11 protein-coding genes and 26 tRNA genes are annotated in these 12122 nt (G+C 44.8%); 4 read left to right on the top strand and 33 right to left on the bottom strand.

The window, feature by feature from the left end:
* Positions 1 to 216 precede the first annotated feature (216 nt).
* Entirely contained in the window at positions 217 to 1035 is an 819-nt protein-coding gene (locus QUA99_RS05290) for a hypothetical protein (protein ID WP_333234915.1), read from the top strand.
* Between the two features lie 117 nt (positions 1036 to 1152).
* On the opposite strand, the gene QUA99_RS05285 is transcribed toward QUA99_RS05290, so the two are convergent.
* The 15 genes from QUA99_RS05285 to QUA99_RS05220 all read right to left on the bottom strand — a co-directional run bounded on the left by QUA99_RS05285 (position 1153) and on the right by QUA99_RS05220 (position 4278).
* Positions 1153 to 1224: transfer RNA gene (locus QUA99_RS05285), tRNA-Lys, on the bottom strand.
* 101 nt (positions 1225 to 1325) lie between these two features.
* Complete coding sequence (locus QUA99_RS05280; RefSeq protein WP_333234916.1) at positions 1326 to 1898, bottom strand: dihydrofolate reductase family protein; 573 nt, start codon at positions 1896 to 1898, stop codon at positions 1326 to 1328.
* A gap of 28 nt (positions 1899 to 1926) precedes the next feature.
* Positions 1927 to 2007: a hypothetical protein gene (locus tag QUA99_RS33015; protein ID WP_445250982.1), complete on the bottom strand. Its 81-nt coding sequence runs from the start codon at positions 2005 to 2007 to the stop codon at positions 1927 to 1929.
* Positions 2008 to 2009: 2 nt separating this feature from the next.
* Entirely contained in the window at positions 2010 to 2306 is a 297-nt protein-coding gene (locus tag QUA99_RS05275; RefSeq protein ID WP_333234917.1) for a type II toxin-antitoxin system VapC family toxin, read from the bottom strand.
* Positions 2303 to 2521 carry a hypothetical protein gene (locus QUA99_RS05270; protein WP_333234918.1) on the bottom strand — a complete coding sequence of 73 codons (219 nt, stop codon included), beginning with the start codon at positions 2519 to 2521 and terminating at the stop codon, positions 2303 to 2305. The genes QUA99_RS05275 and QUA99_RS05270 overlap by 4 nt, the downstream gene beginning before the upstream one ends.
* 128 nt (positions 2522 to 2649) lie before the next feature.
* A tRNA-Ser gene (locus QUA99_RS05265) sits at positions 2650 to 2732 on the bottom strand.
* A 4-nt stretch (positions 2733 to 2736) separates the two neighbouring features.
* A tRNA-His gene (locus QUA99_RS05260) sits at positions 2737 to 2811 on the bottom strand.
* A gap of 6 nt (positions 2812 to 2817) precedes the next feature.
* Positions 2818 to 2890: transfer RNA gene (locus QUA99_RS05255), tRNA-Ala, on the bottom strand.
* Positions 2891 to 2944: 54 nt separating this feature from the next.
* Positions 2945 to 3021 (bottom strand) — tRNA-Ala (locus QUA99_RS05250).
* 6 nt (positions 3022 to 3027) lie between these two features.
* Positions 3028 to 3101: transfer RNA gene (locus tag QUA99_RS05245), tRNA-Arg, on the bottom strand.
* 332 nt (positions 3102 to 3433) lie between these two features.
* Positions 3434 to 3506: transfer RNA gene (locus tag QUA99_RS05240), tRNA-Arg, on the bottom strand.
* A gap of 6 nt (positions 3507 to 3512) precedes the next feature.
* Positions 3513 to 3583, bottom strand: a tRNA-Val gene (locus tag QUA99_RS05235).
* A 5-nt stretch (positions 3584 to 3588) separates the two neighbouring features.
* Positions 3589 to 3660 (bottom strand) — tRNA-Gly (locus tag QUA99_RS05230).
* 59 nt (positions 3661 to 3719) lie between these two features.
* Positions 3720 to 3790 (bottom strand) — tRNA-Gly (locus QUA99_RS05225).
* Positions 3791 to 3834: 44 nt separating this feature from the next.
* Positions 3835 to 4278: a retroviral-like aspartic protease family protein gene (locus tag QUA99_RS05220; protein WP_333234919.1), complete on the bottom strand. Its 444-nt coding sequence runs from the start codon at positions 4276 to 4278 to the stop codon at positions 3835 to 3837.
* A gap of 102 nt (positions 4279 to 4380) precedes the next feature.
* Between QUA99_RS05220 and QUA99_RS05215 the strand changes: the two genes are divergently transcribed.
* On the top strand, positions 4381 to 4986 hold the full coding sequence (locus tag QUA99_RS05215) for a macro domain-containing protein (RefSeq protein WP_333234920.1): 606 nt from the start codon (positions 4381 to 4383) through the stop codon (positions 4984 to 4986).
* A 20-nt stretch (positions 4987 to 5006) separates the two neighbouring features.
* On the opposite strand, the gene QUA99_RS05210 is transcribed toward QUA99_RS05215, so the two are convergent.
* From QUA99_RS05210 to QUA99_RS05135, 16 genes are all read right to left on the bottom strand, one after another.
* Positions 5007 to 5078, bottom strand: a tRNA-Thr gene (locus QUA99_RS05210).
* A gap of 95 nt (positions 5079 to 5173) precedes the next feature.
* Positions 5174 to 5247, bottom strand: a tRNA-Leu gene (locus tag QUA99_RS05205).
* 51 nt (positions 5248 to 5298) lie between these two features.
* Positions 5299 to 5374 (bottom strand) — tRNA-Leu (locus QUA99_RS05200).
* Positions 5375 to 5378: 4 nt separating this feature from the next.
* A tRNA-Pro gene (locus tag QUA99_RS05195) sits at positions 5379 to 5451 on the bottom strand.
* 4 nt (positions 5452 to 5455) lie between these two features.
* Positions 5456 to 5536 (bottom strand) — tRNA-Leu (locus QUA99_RS05190).
* A gap of 23 nt (positions 5537 to 5559) precedes the next feature.
* Positions 5560 to 5636 (bottom strand) — tRNA-Leu (locus tag QUA99_RS05185).
* 29 nt (positions 5637 to 5665) lie between these two features.
* Positions 5666 to 5739: transfer RNA gene (locus QUA99_RS05180), tRNA-Gln, on the bottom strand.
* Positions 5740 to 5744: 5 nt separating this feature from the next.
* A tRNA-Gln gene (locus QUA99_RS05175) sits at positions 5745 to 5819 on the bottom strand.
* Between the two features lie 10 nt (positions 5820 to 5829).
* Positions 5830 to 5904: transfer RNA gene (locus tag QUA99_RS05170), tRNA-Asn, on the bottom strand.
* 6 nt (positions 5905 to 5910) lie between these two features.
* A tRNA-Phe gene (locus tag QUA99_RS05165) sits at positions 5911 to 5983 on the bottom strand.
* 4 nt (positions 5984 to 5987) lie between these two features.
* Positions 5988 to 6074: transfer RNA gene (locus QUA99_RS05160), tRNA-Ser, on the bottom strand.
* 8 nt (positions 6075 to 6082) lie between these two features.
* Positions 6083 to 6156: transfer RNA gene (locus QUA99_RS05155), tRNA-Tyr, on the bottom strand.
* 34 nt (positions 6157 to 6190) lie between these two features.
* Positions 6191 to 6272 (bottom strand) — tRNA-Tyr (locus QUA99_RS05150).
* An 8-nt stretch (positions 6273 to 6280) separates the two neighbouring features.
* A tRNA-Glu gene (locus QUA99_RS05145) sits at positions 6281 to 6357 on the bottom strand.
* A 79-nt stretch (positions 6358 to 6436) separates the two neighbouring features.
* Positions 6437 to 6510: transfer RNA gene (locus QUA99_RS05140), tRNA-Cys, on the bottom strand.
* Positions 6511 to 6718: 208 nt separating this feature from the next.
* Positions 6719 to 6792 (bottom strand) — tRNA-Asp (locus tag QUA99_RS05135).
* A gap of 383 nt (positions 6793 to 7175) precedes the next feature.
* On the opposite strand from QUA99_RS05135, the gene QUA99_RS05130 reads away from it, so the two are divergent.
* On the top strand, positions 7176 to 7838 hold the full coding sequence (locus QUA99_RS05130; protein WP_333234921.1) for a glutathione S-transferase family protein: 663 nt from the start codon (positions 7176 to 7178) through the stop codon (positions 7836 to 7838).
* 449 nt (positions 7839 to 8287) lie between these two features.
* Here the strand turns inward: QUA99_RS05130 and QUA99_RS05125 are convergent, their stop codons facing one another.
* Both QUA99_RS05125 and QUA99_RS05120 read right to left on the bottom strand, forming a co-directional pair.
* Entirely contained in the window at positions 8288 to 10156 is a 1869-nt protein-coding gene (locus tag QUA99_RS05125) for a tetratricopeptide repeat protein (RefSeq protein WP_333234922.1), read from the bottom strand.
* 72 nt (positions 10157 to 10228) lie between these two features.
* The gene (locus QUA99_RS05120; protein ID WP_333234923.1) at positions 10229 to 11044 is read right to left on the bottom strand and encodes a Uma2 family endonuclease; all 816 of its coding nucleotides are present in this window, start codon (positions 11042 to 11044) and stop codon (positions 10229 to 10231) included.
* Positions 11045 to 11246: 202 nt separating this feature from the next.
* Here QUA99_RS05120 and QUA99_RS05115 point away from each other — a divergent pair, with 202 nt between their 5' ends.
* Positions 11247 to 12059, top strand: coding sequence for an ABC transporter ATP-binding protein (locus tag QUA99_RS05115; protein WP_333234924.1), 813 nt, complete (start codon positions 11247 to 11249; stop codon positions 12057 to 12059).
* The last annotated feature ends 63 nt before the right edge of the window (positions 12060 to 12122 follow it).

Here is a 12122-nt window from a genome sequence, read left to right as displayed (position 1 = left end):
ACAACTTTATTTTACACGATCGCCCTTATTCAATACCTAATTTAAGTGCGATCGCAAAGCCTGTTGGTAGGACAATCGCTGACCAAATTCACCGACATCTTCACGTGATCGTTGGCATTAACATTTCAATTGAGGTAGATACAGGATTGACTTGTGTAAAATATCAAGATACAGTCGTAGGGCGAGGAACTATATACTTTTAGGAGCAATCGCCTTATGAAAAACAAGATAGTTGCACTATTAGATGTGTTAGCTTGCTTTTTAACAGCAGCGATTGACATTACATTCCTCACCTCTATAGGCAATTATCTGAACTATCGTGAAGCGACACTTGGTGAGTGGCTTTACTTGTGGATAATGACAGCTCTGGCACTATATCTTCTGGGTCTTTACACCATTGCTCTGGTGGATCGAAAACTTTCAGAACAAGAAATGGAAAGTGAGCCGTTGTTTCTGGTTTTCGGTTGCATCATCGGTTTGCTGAGCGGCTACTTAGTTACCTATTTCTACTCATCAATGCCGACTCTGCGACACAAGTTGGATTGGTCATTTGGGGTTTTACTTCCTTTTTTGCTATCTATTTTAGGAATTTATGTTTCTGGAAAATTTAAGCGGAGTAAATCCACAAGCAATCTAATCGTTTCATTGTTGAGAATTTTAATTCCGTCTGCGATCGCTGTAACATTTATATTGGTTTACAACAACGGTTTTCCGGGTGTAGCAGCACCTGCTGAGGTTCGACAGCAATGGGCGTCCAAAGAATTTTGGAATTATGGCGGAGTTCTGAATTCAATCAAAAACTGTCAGCCCATCATCAAGAGAGTAGGCAGCGTAAAATTTGTGGCACCTACCCAAGGTCAAAACAATGTTGTCTTTGAGCCTGGTAGTTCCGGTCATTCCGGGGAATTGACGCTAGAAGTAGTTGGTGAGAAAGGTATAGGTGTCGCTAATTTTGACTTTCATATCGGTACTTTCGTCTCAAATGTTCGATTTACTTATCAGAAGAGAACAGAAGAACTATCCTGCAGGAAATAGAAGAAATCCAACTATTTCAAAATTTGGGAAACGACGCCCGCACCGACAGTAAGATCGCCCTCGCGAATGGCAAAACGCATATTTAACCCTCTAACTTCTACTTTCGGCCTTTAAAAATGGGTGGTATAGGAGTTGAACCTATCTGGTACCGGTTAAAAGCCGGGTGCATAACCGCTTTGCTAACCACCCTTAAAAAGTCAGCTTTTGTGTAATTCCTAAAAAATCATTGTGTAGTAAACACTTCAGTCCTTTTTTGCCCCCAGCAATTGCAACGCATAAAATCCCGATTGCTAATGCTGCACTCGATAATAAAGCAACATGAAACCGTTGCTATAGATTTTGCGATCGGCAAGTTCCAAATTTGTCGGATTGATTGCACCGGAAAAAAGAGGAATTCCCGCTCCGATAACTACCGGATTCAACTTGACAATCATCTCGTCAATCTCAGAAAAAAGAGTTGTCGCTAAAGCGCCACCACCGCAGAGCCAGATGTCTTTACCCGTTTCTTTTTTCAATTCCTGAACTAATGCCACAGGATTGTCCGAAACAAGTTCAATATTCTCATCGGGACTGGCTTTGATAGTGCGCGAAAAAACATACTGCTTCAAGCTGGGATAAGGATTAGTTATACCAACATTTAGACCTACCTCATAGGTTTTGCGTCCCATCAAAACCGCATCAAACTGCTTGTTCTCTGCACCAATGCCTAGTGCTTCCTGAAGGTGAGCCGGAATAGTCTCAGGAAAGGAATCGAACAAATCAGCAAAATGCTCTCCTTGCATAGGAAAACAATCAAATGAGCCATCTTCGCGAGCAATAAACCCGTCAACGGTGCAAGCAACGTAATATTTTAGTTTTCTCATGTTTCACGTTTCTTTTTATAATTTGATATTACAACAATTTTACATCGTACTGTTTGAACCTATCGTCATGTGTAATGATAGTGTAATCTTCTGCTTGGGCTTGAGAAATAATTAGGCGATCAAAGGATCTTGATGGTAAAAAGGAAGATTTTGCAATTTCTCGTAATGGAGGAACTTAGTTTCTAGAATTTGAAAGTCGTGGTCGAGCAGAAATATTTCTAACTCGGACACAGAAATAGACAAAGACAACTTACCGATGCTGATTTTGATAGTAAGTTCCCACAGACTCGCTTGGCTGATATAGATTTCATTGACAGGATTAGCAATCAGCGAGCGCACATACTCATCAAGCCGATCGTTACCTTCAACAAACCAAATTAGAATGTGAGTATCAATTAGATATTTCATCGCAACATATATTCTTCAAAACCAGGAGGTGTTTCATCAAAATCATCCGCAACGTAAGTAAAAATTCCTTGACCACAGCCAAATTGACGAGGTTTGAGAACAGCAGTCTTTTCGGGTGAATTTTCTTTCAGTTTTTGGATTTCGTTTAAAACTTGCATATCCTTTAATAACAAAATCCACTGAATCAATTCTAATTTGAGAACTTGAATGCTCATCGCTTCTATGTTGAATAACTAGCAAATCTAGACTTATTATAAACCAATCCATCCACCGAGGAGGTACTGCCCCTCCTATCCCCGCGTTATCAGCACGGTGTCTCGCTTTTCGACTTCCGGTGGTTAAAAGGAAGATGAAGGAATCGAACCCTTACAGTTACCTGTACCCCAGTTTTCAAGACTGGTTGCCAACCATTTAGCGGCATCTTCCAAGGGGTGTCTGACGGGGCTTGAACCCGCTAATAACTAGCTTCACGGGCTAGCGTCTCGACCGCTTCGACTTCAGACACCGGAAGTGGAGTCAAGGAGAATCGAACTCCTGACCTCTTGCGTGCAAAGCAAGCGCTCTACCAATTGAGCTATGACCCCGCGTAAAAGATTCACCTGTGGAGTAAATCTAAAATCTAAAATCTAAAATTGGTGTGGTGGATTGCGATCGGATTTGAACCGATATCTTTCTAACAGCCAGTTAGATGCTTTACCAATTAAGCTACGAACCCAGACAGCAGGAGCGGTAGGACTTGAACCCACAACATTCGAGGTAGAAGCTCGACACTCTATCCAGTTGAGTTACGCTCCCATGTTTTTTGTTAATGCGCGATTCCCTAGGGGATAGCTGCGCTTCACGCACTTCGCGTGCAAGTTATCAGAGCATTGCGTTTTCTCAGTTACTAGAGGGACTCCGCCGATGAGTTACTACACACTCTTTAAAGGATGGCTACCTTTAAGCCAACCTGCCGGGTTCATGGCACTCCTCGTTCTCAAACGCCCGCTGATTTTGACAGCGTTACCTTTCCTCTCGTACTAAAGTATGTAGGCTCCAAAGATTGGGGCACGCAAAGGGCGATCGATCTTAATATAAAAAATTATCCATTCAATGGAATCAACCTCCTTAAATTAAAGCAAAAACAACGAGAGTGGCAGGACTTGAACCCACAACATCCGCGTCCGAAGCGCGGCGCTCTATCCATTGAGCTACACTCCCATAAATTGGTAGTCCTGACAGGAGATTACCCCGCGTCTGCTTGTAAGGCAAACGCTCTACCATCGAAGCTCAGGACTACAAAAGCGGATGATGGGACTCGAACCCATGCGCTGAGAATGGCATACTCAGATGCTAGCCTTTACATCACACCCGCAAACCGATTTTAGATTGGAAATTTGAGATTTTGGATTGAAAAAACCTCTCGTTTAGCCAAGCGGATAACGAGGCTCGAACTCGTGCCTAGAGTTTGGAAGACTCGAATGCTACCGTTACACCATATCCGCAATTAGTTGAGCGATTGTATCTCTTTAACCTCAACATACAGGCTTTACAAAATTGTCAAGTAAGTTTGCGTTGGACTGATGGGTAAAGTTACTAATCGCTGATTTTTTAAATCTAATTCAATTCCCAGGGCTTCTAGAGGAATCACGCCTAATAAAGGATTCAGACCTCCGGGCAATTCCAAACACTCAAACGTGCCTTCGCGTCCTACTAAAGAAATTTTAGCATCCTGAAAAATTCTGGCTTTACCAATGCCATTAGCAGTCTCTACATCCACTTCTTTGAGCAATTCTAAACCGAGTTGTGCAATGATACTTGCAGGCAAACACAATGTTGTTGCACCTGTATCAACTAGCACATTATTTAGAGTGACTGAACGGATTTGGTCGGAAGGCATAAATCCTCTGGCTGCGACATTTTGATCGGCGCGGTTAGTCACGGTGAGTGTGGTAAGAATTTTTCCCATTGAGGTGTTGTCAGTTGCTAGCATAGTTTAACCTTGAACTACTCTACCTCAATTATGGCAACTTATTGGGAAAATGAGTGCGATCGCCATTAGTAATTTGCTAAACTAGGAGCGGAGATAAAACACATGAAACTTATACTTACAGCACCCAATCCCGAACTATTCGCCGCATTCCAAGAGTATTTTTTCTACCTACCCAATGTCGAAATTACCAACAAACGTTTCGAGGATTTAACAGAGTATGACTGTTTGGTTAGTCCCGCCAATTCATTTGGCATGATGGATGGCGGTATCGATGCAGCCATTGTTGATTTTTTGGGTCATTCTCTAATGGTTAGGGTTCAGCAGCATATTTTGGAAGACTATCTAGGCGAACAACCAGTTGGCACGTCATTTATCATCGAAACTCACCATCCCAAACATCCTTTTATCGCTCATACTCCCACCATGCGCGTACCGATGTCTGTCGTAGGAACAGACGTTCCGTATGTGGCAATGTGGGCCATGCTATTAACACTTCGGCGCTATAATCGACACGCAGAACGTAAAATTGAGAGTGTCGTTTGTCCGGGATTGGGAACGGGAATCGGCCGAGTTCCTTATCGTGAAGCCGCGCGGCAAATGGCTCTGGCTTACGATTATTTTGTGTATCCCACACCGTATGTCAACTGTTTTGTTGCAGCAGAAAGACAACTGCAAATTTGGGAAGGTGGCGATCGCAATCCTGCTTAAAGAGCGATCGCACTTTCCCAAGCAGGTGGCGAGATTTGAACTCGCATAAAAGCTTTACAAGAGCCTCATGTTGCCAGTTACATCACACCTGCATTTTTGGTGGCGGGGGCAGGAGTTGAACCTGCTATGAAGAGGCTTATGAGACCTCCAAGCCTACCCAGGCTACTTCACCCGCGATGTCACCAAATACCCCTGACTGGCATCGAACCAGCACTAACTAGATCCTAAATCTAGCGCCTCTACCGATTGGGCTACAGGGGCAAAACCGATTTGAGATTTGAGATTTGAGATTTGAGATTGAATAAAACCTCATACCCCTGACAGGACTCGAACCTGCAAAAAACACTCGTTCTGAGCGAGTGATGTTTTCCAATTACATCACAGGGGTAAAGTCGGGATGGTTGGATTTGAACCAACGACTCCATGCTCCCAAAGCATGGCTTCTGGCCGCTGAATTACATCCCGTTCATGCTCCTAGTGAGACTCGAACTCACACTCAAAATAAAACAGATTTTAAGTCTGCCGCGTCTGCCAATTCCGCCACAGGAGCAAGTAGAAACTTAGTTAAAATTTTGGTACTCCTGACTGGATTTGAACCAGCAACACACAATTTTTGAAATTGCGGCCTCTGCCAATTGGGCTACAGGAGTGTAATTTATCTGCTTTGGTAATAGCAGAACTGGGAAGGCAGGGATCGAACCTGCATTTTGCCGCTTTCAAAGAGCGGTGCCCTACCAATTAGGCGACTTCCCAATAATTGGATGCCGAGGCAGGAGTTGAACCTGCAACCTCATCGTTCAGAGCGATGCGACTTGCCTTTCGTCCACTCGGCAATTGAAAAAATGGCTGCCCCAGTAGGACTCGAACCTACAACCTAGCGGTTAACAACCGCTTGCTCTACCATTGAGCTATAAGGCAACGCAATCCCCCAAGTCAGTATCGAACTGACGACCTCTTGTTCTTCACACAAGCACTCTACCAACTGAGCTATCGGGGGAAAACGGAGAAGGTGGGATTTGAACCCACGACGGTTGTTAAACCGCTCTTTCTTAGCAGGAAAGCGCCTTAAGCCACTCGGCCACCTCTCCACAGCGAGCGAGAACGGAGGGATTTGAACCCTCAATCTTCAGTTTTATTAACTGAGATGTTATCCGGCTACACCACGTTCTCAAAATTGCAACTGCATATTAAATGCAGTTACAAATGGGTCGGGCTGGAATTGAACCAGCAACGCTTTAAGCTACTGTTTTACAGACAGCTACCCACGCCAATAGGAGGGCCGACCCAGAAATTTTGGAAGTGCTGACGGGAGTTGAACCCGCAATCACTTGGGTGAAAACCAAGCGGCTTAAACCATTTGCCTACAGCACTATCGATTTTAGATTTTAGATTTTGGATTTTGGATTGCTCTTTGAGATTTGAGATTGCTCCTGCGAATAAATAGGAACAGAGGTTAGGGCGGGATTTGAACCCGCCCAATTCGGTTTTGCAGACCGACGCCTTCAACCACTCGGCCACCTAACCTGGGAGTCCCGACGAGGTTTGCACTCGCAATCTTCACGCCAGAGGGAGAGACGGCTTGACTTTTGCCTACGGGACTTTGACCCCCGCCGAAAAACGGATACTTGCTTTCCGACAGGAGGTGTGGATTTTAGACCAAAGTTCCAGTTCCCAGATTCTTCTCCTGTGGAGTAAATCTAAAATCTAAAATCTAAAATCTAAAATCGACTGACGGGAGTAACGAGACTTGAACTCGCAACCTTTCGCTCGACAGGCGACTGCTCTGACCGGTTGAGCTATACCCCCGCGAAAATGAACAATATTCTGTCCTTGAATTACTCAAGTTGGGACGGGGTGGCGGTTGATTCCGCGTACTACAACCCGATCGGGCTATTGTTGCCGGAGTCTACACCGCCGATGTCCACAATTATGTGACACGATTAACTTCCTATTCTGTTTTCAAGGTTCATATTGCTCGTGGGGTAGGGCTTTGAAGCTCTTTCCCCTTCGCATTACGTTTATACTACACAACATAATACAAGACTGTCAAGGGGGTAATACAACTTTTTTTAAAATTGGGTTTTTTAAAGGGGTGCCGATCGCTCAAAACAACTCTCCCGGCTCCCCCAAATCCTTATAAATCAAAACATTTGGCTGATAAACTGGTAGTGTCGCGTAAGGTAAACCTGATGCTAAAACTGTACTACACTCCAATTTCTCTGAATTCTCGCCGTGTGTGGGTGGCACTTCTGGAAAAGCAGATTGCGTTTGAGCCTCTAGCGCTTAACCTCGACGGCGACCAATTTGGGCAGGATTTTCTGGCAATTAACCCGTTCCACCGCATACCGGTTTTAGTGGATGGAGATTTGACTTTGGTGGAGTCGCTGGCAATTCTCGATTATCTGGAGGCGAAATACCCGACGCCTGCACTGCTACCTACAGAGGCGAAAGCGTTGGGAATTGTGCGAATGGTGGAAATGCTGACGTTAAATGAACTGTTGTCGGCAATGTTTCCATTAACACGTCAAATGCTGGGTGTAGCGGGAGACACTGCACAGAAGTTGGAACAGTCAACACAGCAGATAGCAACGGTACTGAGGTTTTTTGAGGGGTTGCTGGCGGACGATCGCACTTATTTTGCTGGGGAACAGTTTACTTTCGCCGAAGTGGTGGCGGGGACTGCTGTGCCTTCGCTGGGGATGTTTGGCATATCTTTTGATGAGTATCCGAAGTTGCAGCAGTGGGCAGATCGACTTGCTGGGCGATCGAGTTGGCAGCAAACCGAGGTATCTCAAGCCGAAGTTGCGGCCAAAATCCCAATTATTAAGAATTTACTGGCGGCCAGGCTTTAAAAGAGCGATCGAGCTTCAAATAAATATACCGGGCGATTAGAAAGAGACTGTTGGCCAATTCGCAAGGTTTATTACCCCTCACCTCTGGGAGGCAGTATTTCCGTTCACTATTGATAGTTAATAGCTATAGCGGTTCTCAAAAAAGTGAGGTATGCCCTATGCCCTATGCTCTATGCTCTATGCCCTATGCCCTATGCCCTATGCACGTCGGGTACCTCATCTTTCTGAGAAAGGCTATATATGGTCAATTAGACATTTAGTCTAGACCCACTATTTTTAGGGGTGAGGGGTGAAGCCCTTTATTGATTCGCCAACAGTCTCTTTCAACCGCCGAGCGATTTTGATACAGCAGATTCTACGTTTATGAAGTACACCCGCCTATCGTTCGATTCCCGTAGGGACACGGCACTGCCGTGTCCCTACACTCCATAAACCTGGAATATGCTGTATTAAATAGATTGCTGATATTTTTCCAGCAATTCCGGGATGTAATCGTAGCCGTCAACACCGATCGCCGGAATGATATTCGCTCGACTTTTCGCCAAAGATTGTTTAAAAGATTCTGCACCCATTTGACCCCGCAAAATTGTCAACAAACCAGCCGATTGACGCCACTCAATTGCACCAATTTGCTCCAAAAGATACATCCCCAAACTGCCCGCAAATATTGCTTTTTCTAGTTTGTGAATTCTGTAATAAGCTTGAGACAAATAAGCCAAATTCAGACCTTGCAAATATAAATCCCCTGAAAATTGAGCCGCTTGCCAACCTTTAAGCAAATATTCGATCGCACCTTCAGCATTTTCCAGGGCTATTTTAGCAATACCGAGACTGCTGGAACAAAAAGCTTGACTTTGCCTGTCTCCCAATTTTTCCGATAGCAACAAACCTTGTTCCAAATAACCGATCGCACTCTCATAAACCTCCGGTTCCACCTCCTCCAACTGCCGCGCTTGAAACACTTCGCTGTAACCCAAATTAGCCAGCGCATTTGCCTCACCTTGCCTTTCTCCCGCTTGTCTGGCCATAATTAAAGCCCGCTGGCTGTAATTAATCGCTTCCTGATAATTTTTTTGAGCAACATAGTTGCGGCTGATGTGATTGAGATTGGCAACTTCGCAAGCTTTGTCTCCTTCGAGACGGGCAATTTCCAGCGCTTGCTTGTGCAGCAAGATCGATCGCTCGTAAGCCCCAGCCGCCTGCATCGAATAACCCAAAAGCGTCAGAATCCGAGCTTTCGCTTGAGTGCCTTCAACTCGCCGCAGCGGTTCGTCTAAATAATCCAAAGTATGTCGCAGGGCTTTACCATCAAACGAAGCAAAAATTCCGCCATAAAGGGGAAAGTATTCCCGCTGAGAAAAAGCGCGCAGAATTTGCAAAGTTACTTGAAAACAAGCATTTGCCAACTGTTCGCCGATCTTGGTAGAATTATTAAACCCACTAGCTAGCTGACTCCAAATTACCGCAAAAGTAATGTAAGTAGAAATTGAAGCTTTGGTTGACACTTTGGAATCATAAACTTGCTTGTCAAACCAGATCGCCAACGCCCGCTGCAGAGACTGCAAAACAATCGCCAATTCCACCAAAATGCCTAACTCTAAATTTGATTCCTTGGCGGCGAATTGAACTATAGATTCACCGAGCGCAATAGTATTTAAAAGAGCCTGGGGAAAGGGACTCTTAACTTTTTTTGCCCAAAAAGCCCAAGGCCCATTTTGTTCGGGACTACCTGCAAATCCTAGCTGCTGCGGCTGATAAATCCAGCCCACAAGTTCCGGTTCCAAACGCTGCCAAGATTCTAAACCTTTGGCGATGCCGGCGGTGATTTGCTGCAAATCTTGCTCTGTTTCGGGATTGCTCGTTTGCAGCATTTCTTGGTGCAGTAATTTTGCCAATTGCTGCAATTGATCTAGAGTCAGCGGATGTTCTTTATTCGGATCGATTACTTGCAATAATGCCAGGAGGCGGGCGTTAGATTCGGCGGTAACGATTTGTTGGATTGAGGATGCAATTGCGCGATCGATGCGGTTATCTTTCTGCCAGCGTTCCCATTCTCCTTGGATGGTTTTGAGCGCTCGAAGGGTGCGATTTGCCTTTGCTTGTTTGATTTCGTCTTTTTCATTTCTGAGCTGATTTTCGGTGGCATCGAGGCGTTCGCCGAAACAGCGTTCAAAGATTTCACCGGTACCTGTGCTAATGTCTTGCACCAGCATTTGATAAACTTGTTCTTTGGAGCGAATTTGACCTTTGAGGGTGATTTCGACAATTTTGTCGATTAGGGCTAAGTAGCGATCGCGCAGTGAGGTAGAGTCTGGCATAATTTATTTTTAGTTAATAAGTTTTTATGGACAGCGCTTGCAGCTTGCACCATTTCATGCTGCTATTTAATTTTACAGCTCCTCTGGATTAATGCCCATCGATCTGAGGCGATCGGCTAATCGATTTGCTCGCTGACTTTCTAATTCAGCTCGCTGACTTAGTAATTCAGCCCGCTGTCTTTCTAATTCGGCTCGCTGACTTTCTAATTCGGCTCGCTGCCTTTCAAACTCCTCTGGAGTCAGAACCCAATCGCCACTGACATCGTACCAACGCAGCCACAACCTCAAACAACCTTGATAACAACCTTCCCACAAACCTATACCTAATTCTAATTCCGGTATCCAGAATCGCGGCTCGGTTAAAACTTGTTCGCGGTAACGATTGCCAATCAAACGAAATACTCTCAGTTGATTGTTGTACCGACTGAAAACAAAGTAGTAAGGAATCTGCAAAATCTGTTCGTAAACTCGCCACTTAGTAGGGGGTTTATTTCGTGCTTCTTCTGTGATTCCTAAATCCTCCTCTTCAGTTCCAGGTGACAGCAGTTCTACTACTACCAGAGGACTGACATTTTCTTGCCACATCACGTAGCTGAGGCGCAATTCGTCACCTCGATACAATCTCGGCACCCCCAATACGAGAAACCAATCAGGTCTTTTGTACCAATTGAGATGGCTAGAATCGTAGTATAGATTGAGGTCTGTCGCTATAAATATTTGTTCTGGTGGATGGTTGGCGGGGCGGCAGGTTAAACGCAGCAGTTCGGGTTGAAACTCGTGAAATTCGTCAGGCAAACCGGGTTCCTCCGGGTCTTCACTGGGTAAATCATACATCGTAGGGAGGACTTTTGTTTGCGAAGGCTGCGAATCCGGTACGTACATCGTCATAAGATTACCAAGGCGAGACGGCTTGAGGAGATTGAGGCGGCACGGCAATTGTAATATTATAGCGGTTTTCCGTTGAATCAGCTAGATGGCTGGTAATTAATAATGGGTAATTGGTAATCAGTAAAGGATTTTCAAGCGGGAGGCTATTTATTAAAATACAAATGTGAGGCATAATTATATTGCAGATTTTATCTAGTTTTTTGTGATTTCAGAAACTGTTACCCTCTCAAAAAGCAATTCCATCTTAGAAGCACAAGGATTAACTCGCAGCTTTGGCGGTTTAATTGCTGTAAACGACGTATCTTTCACAGTTCAAAAATACGAGATTTTTGGATTGATCGGCCCTAACGGCGCTGGCAAGACAACTCTATTTAATGTAATGACTGGACTGATACCTGCCTCTAGTGGCACTCTGATTTATCAAAACGAAAATATTTCTAAACTGCGACCTTATCAAATTGCTAATAAAGGTATGGCCCGAACATTTCAAAATATTCGGTTGTTTGGGGAACTTTCTGCTTTGGACAACGTGGCGATCGCCAGACACATCCACAGTCGATCGGGCAATCCAGTTTTATCGGTGCTGGCGGGGATTTTAGGCTTGCGGGCCTCTAACGCAATGGAACGCAAAACCCAGCGAAAAGCCTTAGAATTGTTGGATTTAGTCGGATTGGGCGATCGCGCGGGCGAACAAGCCAAAAACTTGCCCTACGGCGACCAGAGGCGCTTAGAAATTGCCCGCGCTTTAGCCCTAGAACCGCAAATACTCTTGTTAGATGAACCTGCAGCGGGGATGAATCCCAATGAAAAGCACAAATTAAGCGAATTTATCCGAGAAGTGCGCCAACAATTCAATTTAACTGTAATATTGATCGAGCATCATGTACCGCTAGTTATGGGATTGTGCGATCGCATTGCCGTTTTGCATTTCGGTCAGCTTATTGCTTTGGGAGAACCTGCTGTTGTCAGGAATGACCGGGCGGTAATTGAGGCTTATTTGGGAGATGAAACGTAGAAATTGTAAATGTTTCGCCGGGTCGGGCAAAGAAGCAATAGGGAGCATCTCAGTTTTGCAGCC

Source organism: Microcoleus sp. F10-B2, assembly GCF_036704965.1.
In the GTDB taxonomy this organism is placed as follows: Bacteria; Cyanobacteriota; Cyanobacteriia; order Cyanobacteriales; family Microcoleaceae; genus Microcoleus.
This window is presented reverse-complemented; position numbering and strand designations above follow the sequence as displayed.